20 protein-coding genes are annotated in these 17,788 nt (G+C 66.6%); 14 read left to right on the top strand and 6 right to left on the bottom strand.

The window, feature by feature from the left end:
- Window positions 1-93 precede the first annotated feature (93 nt).
- The 3 genes from HQ354_RS10385 (at window position 94) to HQ354_RS10395 (ending at window position 2,547) form a co-directional block, all read left to right on the top strand.
- Window positions 94-1,332, top strand: coding sequence for an LCP family protein (locus HQ354_RS10385; protein WP_222644076.1), 1,239 nt, complete (start codon window positions 94-96; stop codon window positions 1,330-1,332).
- A 16-nt stretch (window positions 1,333-1,348) separates the two neighbouring features.
- Window positions 1,349-1,879: a ferritin gene (locus HQ354_RS10390; protein WP_068429904.1), complete on the top strand. Its 531-nt coding sequence runs from the start codon at window positions 1,349-1,351 to the stop codon at window positions 1,877-1,879.
- Between the two features lie 113 nt (window positions 1,880-1,992).
- Window positions 1,993-2,547: a ferritin gene (locus HQ354_RS10395; protein WP_068429902.1), complete on the top strand. Its 555-nt coding sequence runs from the start codon at window positions 1,993-1,995 to the stop codon at window positions 2,545-2,547.
- A 69-nt stretch (window positions 2,548-2,616) separates the two neighbouring features.
- Here HQ354_RS10395 and HQ354_RS10400 read toward each other — a convergent pair whose 3' ends face one another.
- From HQ354_RS10400 to HQ354_RS10415, 4 genes are all read right to left on the bottom strand, one after another.
- Window positions 2,617-3,522 carry a DUF5926 family protein gene (locus tag HQ354_RS10400; protein WP_222634450.1) on the bottom strand — a complete coding sequence of 302 codons (906 nt, stop codon included), beginning with the start codon at window positions 3,520-3,522 and terminating at the stop codon, window positions 2,617-2,619.
- A gap of 33 nt (window positions 3,523-3,555) precedes the next feature.
- Window positions 3,556-4,338, bottom strand: coding sequence for a glycerophosphodiester phosphodiesterase (locus tag HQ354_RS10405; protein ID WP_068429898.1), 783 nt, complete (start codon window positions 4,336-4,338; stop codon window positions 3,556-3,558).
- Window positions 4,335-5,198 carry a DUF4328 domain-containing protein gene (locus HQ354_RS10410; RefSeq protein ID WP_217266277.1) on the bottom strand — a complete coding sequence of 288 codons (864 nt, stop codon included), beginning with the start codon at window positions 5,196-5,198 and terminating at the stop codon, window positions 4,335-4,337. The genes HQ354_RS10405 and HQ354_RS10410 overlap by 4 nt, the downstream gene beginning before the upstream one ends.
- 101 nt (window positions 5,199-5,299) lie before the next feature.
- Window positions 5,300-5,647, bottom strand: coding sequence for a rhodanese-like domain-containing protein (locus tag HQ354_RS10415; protein ID WP_068429894.1), 348 nt, complete (start codon window positions 5,645-5,647; stop codon window positions 5,300-5,302).
- 159 nt (window positions 5,648-5,806) lie between these two features.
- On the opposite strand from HQ354_RS10415, the gene HQ354_RS10420 reads away from it, so the two are divergent.
- Window positions 5,807-6,736, top strand: a complete 930-nt coding sequence (locus tag HQ354_RS10420; RefSeq protein WP_068430120.1) for an LLM class F420-dependent oxidoreductase — start codon at window positions 5,807-5,809, stop codon at window positions 6,734-6,736.
- A gap of 25 nt (window positions 6,737-6,761) precedes the next feature.
- Here HQ354_RS10420 and HQ354_RS10425 read toward each other — a convergent pair whose 3' ends face one another.
- A complete protein-coding gene (locus HQ354_RS10425) occupies window positions 6,762-7,880 on the bottom strand; it encodes an acyltransferase family protein (RefSeq protein ID WP_371828819.1) in 1,119 nt (372 codons plus the stop codon).
- A gap of 262 nt (window positions 7,881-8,142) precedes the next feature.
- Between HQ354_RS10425 and HQ354_RS10430 the strand changes: the two genes are divergently transcribed.
- From HQ354_RS10430 to HQ354_RS10455, 6 genes are all read left to right on the top strand, one after another.
- The gene (locus HQ354_RS10430; protein ID WP_068429890.1) at window positions 8,143-8,766 is read left to right on the top strand and encodes a superoxide dismutase; all 624 of its coding nucleotides are present in this window, start codon (window positions 8,143-8,145) and stop codon (window positions 8,764-8,766) included.
- Between the two features lie 206 nt (window positions 8,767-8,972).
- Window positions 8,973-9,500 (top strand): peptidase, encoded by a 528-nt coding sequence (locus tag HQ354_RS10435; RefSeq protein WP_068429889.1) that lies wholly within the window; start codon window positions 8,973-8,975, stop codon window positions 9,498-9,500.
- Window positions 9,501-9,724: 224 nt separating this feature from the next.
- Window positions 9,725-10,435, top strand: a complete 711-nt coding sequence (locus HQ354_RS10440) for a TMEM165/GDT1 family protein (protein ID WP_222634451.1) — start codon at window positions 9,725-9,727, stop codon at window positions 10,433-10,435.
- Between the two features lie 43 nt (window positions 10,436-10,478).
- Window positions 10,479-11,657, top strand: a complete 1,179-nt coding sequence (locus HQ354_RS10445; RefSeq protein ID WP_222634452.1) for a sensor histidine kinase — start codon at window positions 10,479-10,481, stop codon at window positions 11,655-11,657.
- Complete coding sequence (locus HQ354_RS10450; protein WP_240931411.1) at window positions 11,654-12,679, top strand: hypothetical protein; 1,026 nt, start codon at window positions 11,654-11,656, stop codon at window positions 12,677-12,679. Before HQ354_RS10445 ends, HQ354_RS10450 begins: the two co-directional genes overlap by 4 nt.
- Before the next feature lie 122 nt (window positions 12,680-12,801).
- Window positions 12,802-13,569, top strand: a complete 768-nt coding sequence (locus HQ354_RS10455; RefSeq protein WP_068429885.1) for an SDR family NAD(P)-dependent oxidoreductase — start codon at window positions 12,802-12,804, stop codon at window positions 13,567-13,569.
- Window positions 13,570-13,658: 89 nt separating this feature from the next.
- Here the strand turns inward: HQ354_RS10455 and HQ354_RS10460 are convergent, their stop codons facing one another.
- Entirely contained in the window at window positions 13,659-15,272 is a 1,614-nt protein-coding gene (locus HQ354_RS10460; RefSeq protein WP_068429881.1) for a TM0106 family RecB-like putative nuclease, read from the bottom strand.
- Window positions 15,273-15,374: 102 nt separating this feature from the next.
- Between HQ354_RS10460 and HQ354_RS10465 the strand changes: the two genes are divergently transcribed.
- Genes HQ354_RS10465 through HQ354_RS10480 form a run of 4 tightly spaced genes read left to right on the top strand, consistent with a single transcriptional unit; the run spans window position 15,375 to window position 17,787 of the window.
- Entirely contained in the window at window positions 15,375-16,028 is a 654-nt protein-coding gene (locus HQ354_RS10465) for a DUF6474 family protein (RefSeq protein ID WP_068429880.1), read from the top strand.
- A gap of 7 nt (window positions 16,029-16,035) precedes the next feature.
- A complete protein-coding gene (locus tag HQ354_RS10470; RefSeq protein WP_222634453.1) occupies window positions 16,036-16,560 on the top strand; it encodes a hypothetical protein in 525 nt (174 codons plus the stop codon).
- 46 nt (window positions 16,561-16,606) lie between these two features.
- Entirely contained in the window at window positions 16,607-17,272 is a 666-nt protein-coding gene (locus tag HQ354_RS10475) for a YcnI family protein (protein ID WP_222634454.1), read from the top strand.
- Window positions 17,269-17,787 (top strand): copper resistance CopC family protein, encoded by a 519-nt coding sequence (locus HQ354_RS10480; RefSeq protein ID WP_068429877.1) that lies wholly within the window; start codon window positions 17,269-17,271, stop codon window positions 17,785-17,787. Before HQ354_RS10475 ends, HQ354_RS10480 begins: the two co-directional genes overlap by 4 nt.
- Window position 17,788: the final 1 nt, after the last annotated feature.

Raw genomic sequence — 17,788 nt, forward strand, 5'->3', positions numbered from 1 at the left:
CCCGGCTACCGACCCCCGCCGCCGAGGAACCCACCTCCCGGCCGCATGCCGCCGCCGCGCAGGCCCGACGGCCCGTCCCCGGAGGGCACCCAGATCATCCGACGCGACGGCCGCCCGTCGGCGCCGCGTCCCGGCCCGAGCGGACCACAGGCCTGGTCGCAGGCGCCCGAGCCCGATGCGTTGTCCCGAGGACCCAACCCGACCCGAAGCTACTCACGTAACGATCAGCAGGGCGTGCAGTACGCGCCACGGCAGACCCCGCAGCCGTACGTCGACGAACCCCCGCGCCGCCAGCCACCGCGCCGTGAACCACCCCGTCGTGAGCCCCCTCGTCGCGGAGCACCGCCACCTCCGGCACGGCCGTCGCCGCCGCGTGCGCGCAGGAAACGACACTGGGGTCGACGGTTCGGCGTGACGTTCCTCGTCCTGCTTCTCGCCCTCGGCGGCCTCGTCTACTACGTCGACAGCTCCCTGACGCGCGTAGACGCACTTCCGGAGTACAGCGGCCGCGTCGGCGACACTCCCGGCACCAACTGGCTGCTCGTGGGATCCGACAGTCGCACCGGGCTCACGCCCGAGCAGGAAACGGCGCTTGCGACGGGTGGCGAGGTAGGGCCGAGCCGCACCGACACGATCATCATGATCCACATCCCCGAGGGAGGCGGACCGTCGACGATGGTCAGCCTGCCGCGAGACTCCTACGTGTCGATCCCCGGTTACGGACAGGACAAGCTGAACGCGTCGTTCGCGTTCGGTGGCCCGCCGCTGCTGGTCCAGACGGTCGAGGAAGCCACGGGCGTCCACATCGACCACTACGCCGAGATCGGATTCGGCGGGTTCGCGGGCATCGTCGACGCCATCGGCGGTGTGGACGTGTGCCTGCAGAACGCCATCTCCGACCCGCTCGCCGGCATCGATCTCCCGGCAGGCTGCCAGGAACTCGCCGGGTCGGAGGCGCTCGGTTTCGTGCGGTCGCGTGCGACGGCCCTCGCCGACCTCGACCGGATGAACAACCAGCGACAGTTCATGTCGGCCCTGTTGGCGAAGGCGACGAGCCCGTCGACCTTCCTCAATCCGCTTCGGCTGTGGCCGCTCGTGAAGGACACCGCGTCGTCGATGAGCGTCGCCGAAGGTGACCACATCTGGAATCTCGCCGGTCTCGCGTGGGCGATGCGCGGTGACCTCGTCACGACCACCGTGCCGGTCGGCGGATTCGAGGATTCCGACGTCGGAAACGTGCTGTTGTGGGACGACGATCGTGCGTCGCAGTTCTTCGACGCGCTGGCACAGGACCGTCAGATTCCGGAGGAGCTTCGCACTTCGGGGCCGTAGGAGTAGCGTTACTTCCATGTCCTCCAACGGCTTTCACGAACTCCTGCGGGAGCAGATCGGCCACGAGTTCACGGCGTCGCAGCAGTACGTCGCCATGGCGGTCTGGTTCGACTGCAACGATCTACCGCAGCTGGCGCGACGGTTCTACGCGCAGGCGACCGAGGAGCGTGGCCATGCGTTGATGATGGTTCGGTACCTCATCGACAGAAAAGTCTCGGTCGTCGTGCCGCCCATCGGCGACGTGGCGTCCGAATTCGCCACGGTCGGCGAGGCCGTCGAACTCGCGTTGCGTCAGGAGGAGACCGTCACCGACCAGATCACCGCATTGGCGCAGTCGGCGCGTGAAGGCGGGGATTACCTCGGTGAGCAATTCGTCCACTGGTTCCTGCAGGAGCAGGTCGAGGAGGTAGCGAGCATCCGCAGCCTCGTACGGATCGTGCACCGAGCCGGTACCGACTTCTTCGACGTGGAGCAATACGTGGCGCGCGAAAGCGTCACGCGGAAGAGCCGCGGCACGAACGCTCCGAAACAGGCAGGAACCGTATGACCTGTTTTCGCTGGTAGAGGTAAAGAATTAGGCGGGTCTTATTTAGGGAACGTTGACCTCAATAAGGCCGAGCTTGGATGACAACGCCCTCTGACCAGCATATTCTCGTCGCCATGAGCGCAGACATCAAGGAAACGACCCACTCGAAATTCCACGCACTTCTTCGCGATCAGGTTCGCAACGAATTCAATGCGTCGCATCAGTACATTGCGACCGCCGTGTATTTCGCGAACGTCGACCTGCCGCAGCTGGCAAAGCACTTCTATGCGCAGGCCGTCGAAGAGCGCAACCACGCGATGATGATCATCCAGTACTTCCTGGACCGCGACATCACCGTCGAGCTCACCGGAGTCGACGCCGCGAAGACCGTCTTCACCGACGCACGCGAGCCGATCGCCCTCGCCCTGGCGCAGGAAGAGACCGTCACCGAACAGATCGTCAACCTCGCGAGCACCGCACGCGAAGAGGGCGACTACCTCGGCGAGCAGTTCATGCAGTGGTTCCTCAAGGAGCAGGTCGAAGAGGTCGCCAGCATGAAGACGCTGCTCAACGTCGCAGATCGCGCCGGCCACAACCTGTTCGATCTCGAGCAGTTCGTCGCCCGCGAGTACAGCAACAACGTGCCCTCCGACACCGGCGCACCGAAGGCTGCCGGCGGCGCGATCTGATGTGCCTCCGGCGCTCGTGAGTGGGAATGTACAGCGGGCTGTACATTCCCACTCACATGCGCGAAGCGCCTAACGCAATGTGACCTGACGAGAACGCAATCCGTCACGTGAGCGTCGCTGCTCCGAGGTCAGCGGCGCATCGTCGGCCAGGGCCTCGGACAGCTTCGCGCCGAATTCGATTGTCGGCGTAGCCCATTCGGTCGGATGCATCTCGGGATCCAGATCGAACACCGGCACGAGCAGACCGTGCGTTCGGAACGATCCCGCATAGCGAGACCCCTCACCCAGCGACAGATCGCCTGCCGCGTGCAGCCGAGCCAGCGCGAGCATCAGATCGTCCTCGCTCTCCGGCCGCACCCACCTCAGATGCGCCTTGTCACCCGCGTCGACCCACCACGCCGCCACCAGGCCCTCGCCTTCCAAGCGTGCCGACGGCATGATCGCCTGGTTGGCGCGTTCGACGGTCGCTGCGACATCGGGTGCAGGAGAGGCGCTTTCGGGAATCCACCAGTTGAAGTCCTGGTGCACGGTGATGTCGAGCTCGCCGACGGAACCCAGAACCTCGCCGATCGGCGCCGTGTTCCCGTCGGGATTCGCTGCTTCGAGCGACTCACCCGCCTCGGCACCCGCAGCCCACCGCAACGCGCTCGACAGATCGGCTGCGACGTTCGGCGAATGCGCCTGAACCTGCAGCGCCGCATAGCCTTTCGTCGCACCATCCTCGTCGCGCGTCAACGCCGCGACCGCACCGGGAAGAACCGTCGCGATCGTCACCGTACGGCCGTCGACCTCGACGGGCGCAGTAGCCGACGGCACGAATTCACGTAGCGCGACGAGATCGCACTCGGCAGCGACACCTTGGAACGGGCGTACCGGCGCGGCAGCCGCGTTCCGACGGTCGGCCTCACGCTGCGCCAGCAGCGCGGCTCGGTTGGTGCCCTGCTTCGGACCACTGTTTCTTTTGCTCTTACCCACGCCCGAAACTTACACGCTATGCCTCCACCCAGGTCATTCCGCAGGCTCCACTCCCGCCTCCAGCCATTCGCGAGTCCGGCCCGGATTGTTCGTCGCGATCCACCCCACACCGAGTTGCCTGCACAGTTCGACGTCGTCCTTCTCGTCGACCGTCCAGCAGTACGTCGCACGTCCCGACGCGGCCGCCCGATCGACGATGCTCGGACGCTCGCGCAACGTGGCAATCGACGGGCCGACGGCGGTCGCACCTACGGTCGTCGCCGCGCCGCCACCGAGGTAGTACGACGCGTCGCCCAGCAGAACCGTCGGAAGCAACGGCGCCGAGCGGCGGATTCGCCAGACGGCGGACGGCGCGAACGACATGATGACCGCACGCGAATGATCCGCGGATGCCGGTTGCGCGAGACCGAAACGATGCAGCTCGGCCAGCACCTTCGCCTCGATCAGGCTGCCGAATCGCACAGGATGCTTGGTCTCGATGAACAGCTTGGTGGGCTTGCTGGTCCAGCTGAGCACCAGCTCGATCAGGTCGGACAGGGTCAACAGTTCCGCCGGCTCGCTGTCGTCGCCGTAGTCGAACGTCTTGAGCGTGTCGTACGACAGTTCGCTTACGATGCCGGTGCCGTTGGAGGTGCGGTCGACGCGGCGGTCGTGCACACAGACGATGTGCCCGTCCCGGGTCAACCTGACGTCGCATTCGAGCCCGTCGGCACCTTCGCGCAGCGCGAGATCGTACGCGGCAAGCGTGTGTTCCTTCTTCTCCGCCGACGCGCCGCGATGGGCGACGACGAACGGTCCACGGCGTCCCGACGTCATGACGCGGTCACCTCGTCGCGCGCGGGTTCGGTCTTACGCGAGGTGTCCACGACCCACCGCGTCGGCGCGGGCCTGTCCGCACCACGCAAGCTGCGACTCTCGACGTCGCGCACGAGCCGCAGAGTGAAAAACGCCATGCCTGCGCCGACGAGGGCCAACAGTGCGGAGAACAGCACGCCGTCGGCCTGTGCTTGCAGGGAATCGCGGGTGCGCCACAGCGCCGCGCCGAGAATCAAGACCCAGTTCACGGTCCAGCTCGCCCACCAGAGACGAACCAGCATTCGCAGCCGATGTCGGTCGCTACGGCCTCGGACGTCGACCAGTTCGGTGAGAAAGACGCCCGGCAGAACCAGCGACACAACCGGAACCAGGCACCCGAGAAAAATCGTCCGGCCGCTGCGTGGATCGCGGGATCCCGCCCGCGCATAGAAGTCACGACGGCGTTTCACGAGCCAGCAGGTCGACGCGACAGCAGCCGCGATACCGATGACGATTGCCGAGACCTCGGCGAACAGAACGAGAGCGTCGGACGTGACGAGTACCGTGCGGTCGATCAGACGCGTCCGGTTGTACAGCAGAATTCCGTAGCGGACGAGCTCGGCCACGAACGCGAGCAGCAGCAGCGCCCCGGTCAGAACGAGCAGTCCCGACGCCGACCGAGCCCACCGGTCCAGCCGGGAGACGTGGTCGTCGGGCCGGGAAACCGGGTGGTCCAGCAGTCCCCAGCGCGGCATCTCGTCGTACCGCGGTGTCGTCCTCGGACGGCGGACCGTGCGACGCGGCGGCCTGGCCCCGCTTCTCGGTGTGCGCGCAACCCACTTGAAGTTGCGAATGCCCTGCGCAGGGGCCTGAGCCGACACCGGTGACAGCAGAACTCCATGGCATCGCGGGCACCACACCGCAGGCGCAGTCCCGACGGGCCACCGTGTGGCACAGCGGGCGCAGACCTGGAATGCGGACACTAGAAGATCTTTGCGTCGTCGGCGCCGTCGTCACGCACGAGAGGCCGGCCCGCGACCTGCCAGCCGACCATGCCGTCGTCGACGTTGACCGCGTCGTATCCGATCTGCTGGAGATACTCGACGACGCGCAGCGAACGGCCGCCCTGCCTGCACACGACGTACAGCTCGGCATCGATGTCGATTTCGCCGATCCGCGACGGAACTTCGGTCATCGGGATGTGCACTGCGCCGGGCGCATGCCCTTGCTGCCATTCGTCGTCCTCGCGGACGTCGAGGAGAACCACCGGTTCGGTCAGTTCGAGAGGCAGTTCGGCGGCGGGCACGGAAGGGCGATCCGGAGCAGACACTCCCCGATCTTGTCACGCAGTCGCCGTGACCTGCCACCCCACAGCCGCGTTATCCACAGTTTCCACAGGACATTCCACAGAAACGGGGAATCCGACGGTTTTCATCCACAGGCGTCGAGCGGCCTCTCTTCTAGGATTCGAAGCATGGCCTCATCGAGTATCGAACTTCGCATCTTCACCGAACCACAGCAGGGGGCGACGTACGACGACCTTCTGCGCGTCGCTCGCACCGCCGAGGACCTCGGCTACGGCGCGTTCTTCCGCTCCGACCACTTCCTGGCCATGAACGCCGAAGGACTGCCCGGTCCGACGGACGCGTGGATCACGCTCGCCGGCATCGCCCGCGAGACCTCGGCGATCCGGTTGGGGACGCTGGTGACGTCGGCGACTTTCCGCTACCCGGGACCGCTGGCGATCAGTGTCGCGCAGGTCGACGCGATGAGCGGCGGCCGCGTCGACCTCGGTCTCGGCGCCGGATGGTTCGAAGAAGAGCACACCGCGTACGGCATCCCGTTCCCACCGCTCGGTGAGCGATTCGATCGGTTGGAAGAGCAGCTCGCCGTCATCACCGGGCTGTGGGAGACGCCCGTCGGCGACACGTTCTCGTACGACGGCAAGCACTATCCCGTCGCCGATTCGCCCGCGCTGCCCAAGCCGGTACAGAGTCCGCGACCTCCGATCCTGATCGGTGGTGGCGGCAAGAAGCGCACGCCTGCGTTGGCAGCGAAGTACGCCGACGAGTTCAACATCCCGTTCGCCTCGCTCGACGACACGGACACGCAGTTCGGCCGCGTTCGCGCCGCGTGCACGACGGCCGGCCGTGATCCCGAATCCCTCGCGTATTCGACGGCGCTCGTGCTGTGCTGCGGAAAGACCGAGGAGGACGTTGCCCGACGCGCGGCCGCCATCGGCCGTGAGGTGCCCGAACTGCGCGAGAACGGTGCCGCGGGTTCGCCTGCCGAGCTGGTCGACAAGATCGGCCGCTACGGCGAGATCGGTGCGTCGCGGGTGTATCTACAGATGCTGGACCTGAGCGACCTGGATCATCTCGAGCTGGTGGCGTCGGAGGTCATGCCGCAGCTTCGCTGACTCGTGAGTGGCAATGCATAGCCCTCTATGCATTGCCACTCACGGGGCGGCGTAGCCGCCCGTTCAACCAGCGGGCGGCGGGCGTCTCGACCCATCGGTAGACGGCTTCGGACACCACTGCGGTGACGGCGACGAACGCGACGACGGCCCCGGTGGGCCCGGTGATCGGGACGACGTTCTCGTAGACTCGGTAGAGAATCAGCGTATGGACCAGGTAGATCGCGTAGCTGCGGGTGCCGATCCAGCGTACGACTTCCCACTGGGCGACGCGGCCGTCGTACCGGGCCAGGACCAGAACCAGTCCGGTCACGACGACGATCGTCCACATGTACTTGTCGCCTGCCCAGTAGGCGTGGATGTCCGTCGCGAGGCGCACCACCTCGGCCTGCGCGATGACGGCGACGACGACCCACCGCCAGCCGATGATCCGCGCCCACCCGAGGTAGATGATCTGCCCGAGGAACAGCGTCGGTAGCGTCGCGGCGATCTTGGACAGCATCGGCACCGACCACGGCTGCGGAATGTAGAAGTTGTAGAGCAGCACGACGACGCACAGGGCCGCGCCCATCAGCGGCACAACCACCGGATACCGGCGCAGCACGCCGCGAACAGCCGAGCAGTAGAGGTAGAACAGCAACTGAACGGTCAGCGTCCACGTGACGCCGAGTACCGCGACCTCGGGCTTCAGGAAGAAGCCACCGAGCACGAAGCTCAGCGCTGCCTCGGAATTGCTGATGCCGTTCTGACCGCTGAACATGCCGTTGATCCCGAGCCGAACCAACACGATCGCCGCGGCGACGCTCACCCACAGCGCGGGGAGCAGCCGCGCGAGCCTGCTGACGGCGAAGTCCCGACGCGACTGCCGCATCGCCGAGCGCGTGACGAGCAAGCCCGTCAGCAGCATGAAGATCGCGACGCCGACGAACGACAGGTGTTGGTTGAGACCGGTCTCCTGCACGAGCGTCGCGTAGACGACGTCGATGACCCACCAGCCTTCGCCGCGGTCGTCGATCAGATAGAACGAGATGTGCGAATAGAGGACCGCGAAGACCGCGATGGTCCGAAGCAGGTCAGCGCCCGCGAGTTCGACCCTGGGGGCGACGACCGAGGGTCGCGCGTCGGCACGCTCGCTCGACCTTCCCACCGGACCCACGCGGGCAATACTAGGTTCCTGTTCACTTACCGGACGAATCCTGACGCCGGGCTGTGATCTTGCCGTGACCTTCCCGGGTGCCGAGACGAGCGCCGAGCCGTGCGTCGCGTGGGCGCGTTTTTATTCCGAGAAATGCGTCTCGGTTACAGGTGTTGCACTAGGGGTAGGAATGATATTGGGTTGAACCTGACGAATGATCAACAGAAGGCGTACGCCTGCAGTTTTGCGTCGCGCCGAAAGAGAAGGGAAACACGTGTCCGAGTACACCCTGCCCGACCTTGACTTCGACTACTCCGCCCTCGAGCCCCACATCTCGGGCGAGATCAACGAACTGCACCACTCCAAGCACCACGCAACCTACGTTGCCGGCGCCAACACCGCCCTCGAGAAGCTTGCCGCTGCACGCGACAACGAGGACCACGGCGCCATCTTCCTGCTCGAGAAGAACCTCGCGTTCCACCTCGGCGGACACGTCAACCACTCCATTTGGTGGAAGAACCTCTCCCCGAACGGTGGCGACAAGCCGACCGGCGAACTCGGCGCTGCGATCGACGATCAGTTCGGTTCGTTCGACAAGTTCCGCGCACAGTTCACCGCCGCAGCCAACGGCCTGCAGGGCTCGGGCTGGGCAGTTCTCGGATGGGACTCGCTCGGCAAGAAGCTGCTCACCTTCCAGCTCTACGATCAGCAGGCCAACGTGCCGCTGGGCATCATCCCGCTGCTGCAGGTCGACATGTGGGAGCACGCCTTCTACTTGCAGTACAAGAACGTCAAGGCCGACTATGTCAAGGCATTCTGGAACGTCGTCAACTGGGCCGACGTCCAGGCTCGCTTCGAGGCAGCGACGTCGAAGACCCCGGGCCTGATCTTCCCGTAAGCGTTCTTCCGTAAGCCTTTTCGCATCGATGGGCCGTGGCAGCCGACAGACGGTTGCCACGGCCCATCGATGCGTTCGGGGGTAGGCCCGAAAAACCGTTAGCACTCACACCATCTTGTGTGCCAGAACGGTTTCGGGCCACAGTTGGTCGTACCCAACGTGGCGTACCGGATTTTTCTGGGCTGATCCCGCGCGAGGAGTGCGACATGAACGACCGTGATCTCATCGGCATCTCCCCCTTCCATGCCGCAGGCATCCTGCAGGGCTTCGTCGTCTCGGGCCGCTGGCCCGACACGACGAAGGAGTGGGCACAGTTCCTCGCGTTGGCCGTGCGCGTCGCGTCCATGCCGGGTCTGCTCGTCACGTCCACCGTGTTCGGCGTTCGAGAAGAGCTTCCCGACGACCCGGCGCCCGGAACCGTCGGACTCGTCGTGTCCGAGGGCACCGTCATCGGTGAGACGGCTGTCACACCCGGTCGCTTCGCGGACCATCAGCCGGCGGCCCTTCTGATGCTGCATCCGCCGTCCGAGACCACTCCGAGCCTCCCCGAATGCGCCGGGGCCGCGTCGGGATGCGTTCTGTTGCCGGGCTTGCCGCATCTGGGCCTCGAACACCGTGCTGCCTGGGTCGAAGCGGAATCCGACGGTACCGTCACGTCGATGGTCAGCAGGGTCGGCCTCGACCCGATCAGCGATCCCGACACCGCTGTTTTGGCCATGCTCCTGGCGTCGTGACCTGGGCCCGAACGCGTAAGTTCGGGATCCCAAACTTATTGTGCCGTTGGACTTTTCACGAACCCCCTCCTAATCTGGACCGCAGCGAAGGGGAGTAGCCCCCAATTGCTGTGTCGACATACTGGCAGCGCGGATCGATGCGCAGCCCGGCACAGTGAACCGTCTCGAGACAGGCGGTGGGCGAGACCTTCGGTCAGAGAAGACGACCGAAGGAGTCTCACCCCGTGCTGTCCGCCCTGTTCCTCAGCTTCGCTGTCATCTTCGTCGCCGAGCTCGGCGACAAGTCCCAGTTGATGGCCATGACGTTCGCGTTGCGCTACAAGTGGTACGTCGTCATCGGCGGAATCACGGCTGCTACCGCCGTCACCCACCTGGTCTCGGTCGCCGTCGGCCACTTCCTCGGCCTGTCGATCCCCACCCACATCGTCTCGATCGTCGCGGGCATCGCGTTCGTGATCTTCGGATTGTGGACGCTGCGAGGCGATTCGCTGTCCGACGAGGAAGGCGAGAAGGCGTCGAAGGTCGGACGCTCGGCATTCATCGCGATCGCATCCGCATTCCTCCTCGCCGAGCTCGGCGACAAGACGATGCTGGCGACGGTCACCCTGGCCGCCGACAACAACTGGTTCGGCGTCTGGATCGGCTCGACGGTCGGCATGGTCGCCGCCGATGCGCTGGCCATCGTCGTCGGAGCCGTCCTCGGTAAACACTTGCCCGAGAACTTCATTCGCATCGGTGCGGCGGTTCTGTTCCTCGTCTTCGGTGTCTCCCTGTTCTTCGACGGCGTCATGCCGGAGACCGCGGCTCCGGCGATCGGTGCAGCCGTCGTGTTCGTGGTCTCGGTCATCGCGTGGATCGCGATCGCCGCCACCCGTCGCCGAAAGAACCGCGACGAGGTGTCGTTCGAACAGCAGAACGTGTTGAACGACAAGTAGTCACCGCCGTACACTCGTCCGCCGAGACGAGGGACGGGGATGCATGACGACCGACCGTGACGGCACGGGTGAGCATTCGTCGTCGGATCGACTGCTTCGCACGTTCGCCCGCTTCATCGCAGCCGGCTATCTGATCTACCTCGTGATGCTGTTTCCGGAAATCGTTCGTACAGCATCGTTCACCGCGTCGTGGTGGACACCCACCAGCACCGTCGCCGTCTTCGGCACCGGGCTGGCCATGGCCGCCGCGTCGGTCGCCCCGGACGCGAAGTGGGTTCGAATCGCGGCTGCCACAGCATCTGTCACGTACCTGGCAGCGGCACTGACGTGGTGGTTCGCATGGAACGGCACCCCGGACATGAACGGTATGCCGCTGGCGACCTTCCCCGGTGTCGCAGGACTCGCAGCCGGGTGCGCGTTTCCTGGCCGGCTCGCGTTCGCCTATCTGGCAGCGGCCGTGTCGTCGGTCCAGATCGGTCAGTACGCACTTCGATCGACTCTCGTCGATGCGCCGTTGTTCGCGGAATTGGTCTTCGCACTCGTCCTGTGCTCGGTGTTCCTCGCCGCAACCATCGGTGCTTTCAGGACGGCCCGCATTCTCGACGCGACCATCGACGCCACCCACCGGCAGGTATCCGCGACGGCAGCCGTCAGCGCACGAGCGGTCGAACGCGAGCGCTTCGACGCTCTGATTCACGACGGCGTGTTGTCCACCCTGCTCGCGGTCGCCAGGCAAGGACGCACCGACGGGGTCGTTCAGCAAGCGAAACGCACTCTCGCGCAATTGGATTCGCTACGCGCACACGCGGTCGTCACCGAATTCGACGCGAGCGAAACCGTCGCCCATCTACGTTCTGCCGCAACGACTGTCGACGAACACATCACCGTCACCGTCACCGTCGGGGCGGCCGACAGCGGACGCTTCTCGGCCGACGCCGTGCGCACGCTCGGCGCGGCCGTGTCGGAGGCCGTCCGGAACAGCGTCCGACACGGCGGCGACGACGCCACCCGCGCGGTCGCCATCCGCGTCAACGACGGACTCCTCGACGTCGTGATACGCGACGACGGTTCCGGATTCGATCCGGCGCACGTGCCGCCGCACCGCCTCGGCATCGCCGTCAGCATCCACGGTCGAATGAAGAGCCTGGCCGGTGGTTCCTCACGGCTCGAATCGGCTCCCGGCGCCGGCACGACCGTTCAGCTGTCATGGACGCCGCAATGAACGAGCACGACGGCGAGGACATCCGTGACCTCATCGGCATCCGGTCGCGCGCCGCGTACTGGTTCGTCGGCTTCTACACACTCGCCGCTGTCACGTGCGCCTTGTCGACGCTCGACGGCGTCGACCCGGTCTGGCCGGTCCTGGTGGCCGCGTGTGTCACCGCGGCCGGCGCGCTGGGCGTCGTCATGACTCCGGGCGACCCGCTACCCCGACTGCCCGCCGTGGCGTTGACGGCCGTCGGCCCGATCACCTGCGCGCTGGTCTTCGCTGCCGTCCCCGTGCCGCTGACCAGTGCGCTTCAGACCTGGCCGCTGGGCATGTCGGTCGTGATGTACACGTTCATGTGCGTGCGCGGCCGGACACCGCTGGCATGGCTCGGTCTTCTGATGTCGGTGGGCATCACCGTGCTGTGGGCCGTGGAGACCGGTCAGGGCGCGCACTACGGGTTGTCCTACAGCTTGATCAACGCTGCCCCGCTACTGATGGCGACGTTCTTCGCGTTCACCATCAGACCGCTCGGACGCTCCATCTTCGAGCTGCGGAGGCAGTCGACCGAGCGCATCGCCGCTCAGGCCGCTGCCGCTGCCGTCCTCGACGAACGCGACGCCCAGCTGGAACGCCTCGATGCGCTGGCACGCCCCCTGCTCGAACGTGCCGTCACCGGGCCGGATCTCGACTCCGAGGAGGCGATGGCGTGCGTCGTCCTCGAAGCGGATCTGCGTGATTCGCTGCGTGCGCGTCGTCTCGTCGACCCCGTCCTGCAGGATTCGGTGCGTGCCGCGCGGCGACGCGGCGTCGGCGTCGTGCTTCTCGACGACCATGCCGACGGGGACCTGCCCGACGAGGTGCGCGCGACCATCGTGACGTCGGCCGCCCGGTACCTCGACGACCTCGAGAGCGGCTCGGCCACCATTCGGCTGCTCCCGCCCGGTCGACCGGTGCTCGCGACGATGCTCGTCGATTCGCCGGAGTCGACCTACCGCGTCGAGTACGCGCACGACGGGTCGTCCCGCATCCCGTAGCCGGTGTGACTCGCAGCTGGACCGATTCGGGATGTGCCGGGCGCCGCACCAATGCTTGGACGTCCCAGTTATGGTGCAGGGCGAGAGCATTACCGGGCACGACCAGCGAAGGGGATTCGTCAGTGGAGATTTCGGGAACAGCAGCTCTGGTCACAGGAGGCGCGTCGGGCCTCGGTGCCGCGACGGCCGCACGACTCGCGGGGGCGGGTGCCACCGTGTTCGGCCTCGATCTGGCGCAGTCCATCGAACGCGCAGGTGACAACGTTCCGGACGGGGTCACGCTGATCCCCGCCGACGTCACCAGCGAAGAAGAGGTCGAGGCAGCCCTCGACACGATCACCGGCGCAGGCGTCCCGCTGCGCATCGTCGTCAACTGCGCAGGTGTCGGCTGGGCCGGCCGCATCCTGTCGAAGAAGGGCCCGCACGACCTCGAGCTCTTCCGCACGGTCATCACCATCAACCTGCTGGGCACGTTCAACGTCATGCGCCTGGCCGCGAACCGCATGCAGTCGCTGCCGACGGTCGACGACTCGGGCCAGCGCGGCGTCGTCGTCAACACCGCCTCCGTCGCGGCGTTCGAGGGTCAGATCGGTCAGATCGCCTACACCGCCTCGAAGGGTGGCGTGCACGCGATGACGATCACCGCGGCGCGTGACCTCGCGCAGGTCGGCATCCGCGTCAACACGATCGCACCCGGCATCGTCGACACCCCGATGCTCGCCGGCGTCACCGAGGAGTACCGTAAGGGCCTCGAAGCAAGCGTGCCGTTCCCGTCGCGCCTCGCTCAGCCCGCCGAATACGCGCAGCTGGTGCAGATGATCGCCGAGCACGACTACCTCAACGGCGAGACCATCCGCATGGACGGCGCGATCCGCATGGCGCCGCGGTAGTTTCCCCAACCCGATCGCATCGATGGACCGTGGCAGCCGATAGACGGTTGCCGCGGTCCATCGATGCCGTGGGGGGCGACGGCAATCCCTCACGCCTGCGCGCGCAACGCCTCCAGCGTCGGGATCTCGGCGTCCGCGCGGTCGGTCATCCACTCGCGCAACACCTTCGTGGCCTGTACGTCGTCCTCGTTGTACACCAGCAACCTCTTGCGCTGCGTGAGGTCCGGTTCCGCGTCGTAGCCGACGGCTTCCCGGTACCACCCCATCGACGCCTCGCCGCCCGCTTCGGGGTCACGCCACGTGAATCCGGCGACGGGAGCGATCTTCTTGAGCCCCTTGCCGTTCGGGCAGATGAACTGATCGCTGACCGCCTGGTAGATGTCGACCCACTGCTCGCTGTCGATGAACTCGCGGATCTCCGCCTCCGTCGGCACGCCGGGGACGTCGCCGAAGCGTCGCGCGGAATCGAGCAACCACTTGTCCTCGGCCTGACGCGAATAGCAGTACGCGGCAAAGGTTTTCCCCTGTGCAGCCGCGTCGGCGCGTACGGTCGTCAGCCACGACCAGAACTCGGCGAACGACCTGCCCTCGTCGACGGTGGGCAGCGGATCCCACGTCACGAACCCGCGATAGACGGGCTCGGGGCCACCCCGCTCGGTCAGCAGCGTGCCCCACAGGTACGCGCCGTGTTCCTGGTAGCTCTCCATGTCGACGTCGACCTCGACGTCCGCGCGATGCACGGTGACGTGCTCGGTCCGACGCAGCAGCGGAACGTCGGCCCGCCATGCCGCCGCAGCGGCCACGGCGTCGTCGAAACTGCCGAACGGCCAGTTCTCGGGCTCGGGGCCGTCCCAGCTCGCGAGCTCGTCGACGGTGTACACGTTCTGCTCGCGCAGCGCCTCGGCCCGTCCGCCCGACGCCACCAGACTGACGTCCCGCGTTGCCTCGAGCTGCGGCAGGCAGTCCGACCACCACGGGCACGCGCGGCATTCACTGACCTTCGACGGCACCGTGACGCTCTCACCCCGCGCGACGGCGAGGCGGTCCGCGAAACGCGAATCGTATTCTGCGAACACCGAATTCAGGTCGTGGACGAGGATGCACTCGGCGCGATATCCGATGGCACCGCCGGTGGCCGTCGGACTCGCGAGGCCCTGCGCGTCGAGCATTCGGTACAGGTGCGCGAGCCTGAGCTGGTCGCGCAGTTGACTGCGCACCTTGCGGGTCTCGTCGACGACGGGTGCCCATTCGGTCAGCGGCGACGTCGTGGCACCACGACCGGGGTCGGTGACCTTGTGATTGACGACGATGATCGGGATGTAGCCCTCGCCGGCCGGATCGAGCATCAGCAACTCACTGCGGCCGCGTCGACCTGCGTCTCGATCGAGGGGCAGCACCGCATTCCAGATCCACGGGGCGCCGCGCCGACACGCGTCCATCGTTCGATTCGCCGACGACGCTGCATCGGGCGCGTCGATGTCGACCCATCCGTCGAGTTGCGCCGACAGCGTCGACCGAATGGCCTCGCGATGCGCCTGCGCTGCCTCACGCCGTTGACGCACACCCGGATTCTCGGGTTCGTCACGCAGCAGGGCCGAATAGGCGGTGTCCAGATACAGTCGATGCCTGCACCGAGTGAGGCACCCGGCATCGATGAGTACCGATGCCTCGGTGCGCGTGGCGCGTCGACTGTTCACGGGCACGAGCCTATGTCCATACACCGACACCGGCTCCGGGCGCCACCCCGCAAGCGTTACGGATAGGCTGTCGTTCGTACGGAAATGCTGACGTAAGGGGCCTCGTCGATGGGTTTGTTCGGTAAGCGCAAGGGTCGTGCCACCCGCAGGGCCGAGGCGAAGGCGCTCAAACACAAGGCCGCCTTGGAAGCGAAGCTCGGCGCGAAGAACGAACGCAAGCAGCTGAAGTCCATCGCGAAGGCGCAGCGCAAGCTGAACGCCGTCGAGGCCAAGTCGCAGAAGAACGTCGAAAAGGCGCAGGTCGCGACGCTGAAGGCGCAGCAGAAGGCGGCGGCGCAGGGCTCGTTCAATGCAGCCCAGGTACGCAAGTACATCGGTATCGCACGCGTCCTCGTCCCGGTTCTGACGCCCATCGCCTATCGCGTGGCGTCGGTCGTTCGCGGCCGTCTGGACGATCGCAAGGCCACCAAACTCGGTGTCAGCCCGTCCGAGCTCGGCGAATTCACCGGCTACGGCGCGAAGCTCAGCGCACGCATCGCCGGCGCCGAGAAATCGCTCGCCCAGGTCACCGCGTCGCACTCCGGCGACGCGGAGACGCGCAAGTTCGCCGACGCCATCAGCCAGCGCCTGAGCGACCTCGGCACCGCGGTCCGCACGTCCGAGCAGATGCCTGCTCCGCGTCGCAAGGCTGCACACCACGCTATCTCCGCCGAGCTCGACGGCATCGAAGCCGACCTGCTCGCGCGTCTCGGCGTTCGCTAGTCCCGTCATGACGTCGACGGCCTCCTCCCTCCGTGGCGGAGCCGTCGGCGCACTCGTCGTGACCACCGCCGTCGCGGCGCACGGGCTCGCAGGCGGCGGCTTTCCTGCCGGGTCGTCGTTCGTGTTCCTGGTGATCGTCGGCATCGGCGTCGGGACGCTCGTCGCCGTACCGAGTCCGAGGCACGGCCGAACCCACGCCGCACTGCTACTCGGTGGGCTCGCACTCGGCCAGCTCGCGGCGCACGTCGCGCTGACGGTCGGCAACGTTCACGAGACGGCGCACGCGCACTCGCTGTTGCCGAGACCGCCGATGCTCGCGTTCCACCTCGTCGCAGCCGTCGTCGGCGGAGCGCTCGTCCATGCCGCCGAGCGTCTCTACGGACCCGTCACGTCGATCGTCCGTGCAGTCCTCGATCCCCCACTCCCCCTTCCCGACGCGTCCGCACCCGGCCGGGTCGGGGCTGCGGCGTATCTGCACGTTCCGCAGCGTCCGTTCACGACGACCATCTCGAGGCGTGGTCCGCCGAAGTAAGTGAACCTCCACTTCACTTCACTTACGTCATCGAGAAGGATTCATCATGAACAGCTTCATTCGTCGTGCCTCGATCGTCGCGGGCGCCACATCGGTCGCCCTCGTCGTCGGCGCGGGCGCTGCGTCGGCCCACGTGTCGGTCGTGGCTCCCGGCGCCGAGCAGGGCGGCTACACCGTCCTCACCTTCCGCGTTCCGACCGAATCGGACACGGCCGCGACCACGTCATTGCGCGTCGAACTTCCGGATCTGAATTCGGCTCGCACACAGCCGATTCCGGGGTGGACGGCCACCGTCGACAAGAACGGCGACGGCCTCGCCACTGCCGTCACGTGGACGGCGCAGCCGGGATCCGAGGTCGGCCCAGGCCAGTTCCAGCAGTTCCTACTGTCCGCAGGCCCGCTGCCCGAGGAAGACACCGTGTCGTTCCCCGCCGTCCAGACCTACGACGACGGCCAGGTCGTCGAGTGGACGGAGGAGACGACCGGCAGCGAGGAACCCGAGCACCCGGCGCCGATGCTCTCCCTGGCCGCCGCGAGCGGCTCCGAGCACGGCGGTCACGGTGCCGCCACCACGTCGGAGACCGGTACCGAAGCGTCGTCGACGTCCTCCTCGGACAACACCGCCCGCTGGATCGCAGGCGTCGCGCTCGTCCTCGGCGCGCTCGGTGCCGCACTCGGCCTCGGCGCAGCCATCAGGGGCCGCCGGTCATGAGGTCGCTGACAGTCACGCTGCTCGCGCTGGCGGCACTGATCCTCGGAGCGCCGGCAGCATCCGCGCATTCGATCGTCACCGGTTCGACACCCGAGGACGGTTCGTCCATCGCCGAGGGTCCCGCGCAGATGTCGATCAGCTTCAACGAGGTCCCGCAGTCGCAGTTCGCGACACTCAACGTCGTCGGCCCCGACGGCAACCTGTGGTCCAAGGGCGACCCGCGCATCGAAGGGCAGAGCATCGTCGTCGACGTCGGCGAACTCGGTCCCGTCGGCGACTACACGCTGGCGTACCGGGTCACGTCCGCCGACGGCCATCCGATCAGCGGAACCCGCACGTTCACGCTGACCACGGAAGGATCGGGCACTCCTGGCGCTCCGGCCGACGCGTCGGCCGAGGCCGATTCCGAGGACGGCGGCAGCAGCATTCCGCTGTGGCCGTTCCTGGTCGTCGGCGGGTTGGTGTTCGTCGGCGCGCTGGTGTTCGCGCTGCGCAAGCCGAAGGGGAACGGCTGAC

It is taken from the genome of Rhodococcus sp. BP-261, from assembly GCF_019835205.1.
Classification (GTDB): domain Bacteria; phylum Actinomycetota; class Actinomycetes; order Mycobacteriales; family Mycobacteriaceae; genus Rhodococcoides; species Rhodococcoides kyotonensis_B.

Excerpts from the sequence above, each read along its gene's own strand:
- HQ354_RS10450 (WP_240931411.1), top strand. The coding sequence starts at position 11,654 with ATGAACGAGCACGACGGCGAGGACATCCGTGACCTCATCGGCATCCGG.
- HQ354_RS10435 (WP_068429889.1), top strand. The coding sequence starts at position 8,973 with ATGAACGACCGTGATCTCATCGGCATCTCCCCCTTCCATGCCGCAGGC.
- HQ354_RS10465 (WP_068429880.1), top strand. The coding sequence starts at position 15,375 with ATGGGTTTGTTCGGTAAGCGCAAGGGTCGTGCCACCCGCAGGGCCGAG.
- HQ354_RS10475 (WP_222634454.1), top strand. The coding sequence starts at position 16,607 with ATGAACAGCTTCATTCGTCGTGCCTCGATCGTCGCGGGCGCCACATCG.
- HQ354_RS10445 (WP_222634452.1), top strand. The coding sequence starts at position 10,479 with ATGACGACCGACCGTGACGGCACGGGTGAGCATTCGTCGTCGGATCGA.
- HQ354_RS10405 (WP_068429898.1), bottom strand. The coding sequence starts at position 4,338 with ATGACGTCGGGACGCCGTGGACCGTTCGTCGTCGCCCATCGCGGCGCG.
- HQ354_RS10390 (WP_068429904.1), top strand. The coding sequence starts at position 1,349 with ATGTCCTCCAACGGCTTTCACGAACTCCTGCGGGAGCAGATCGGCCAC.
- HQ354_RS10395 (WP_068429902.1), top strand. The coding sequence starts at position 1,993 with ATGAGCGCAGACATCAAGGAAACGACCCACTCGAAATTCCACGCACTT.
- HQ354_RS10470 (WP_222634453.1), top strand. The coding sequence starts at position 16,036 with ATGACGTCGACGGCCTCCTCCCTCCGTGGCGGAGCCGTCGGCGCACTC.
- HQ354_RS10480 (WP_068429877.1), top strand. The coding sequence starts at position 17,269 with ATGAGGTCGCTGACAGTCACGCTGCTCGCGCTGGCGGCACTGATCCTC.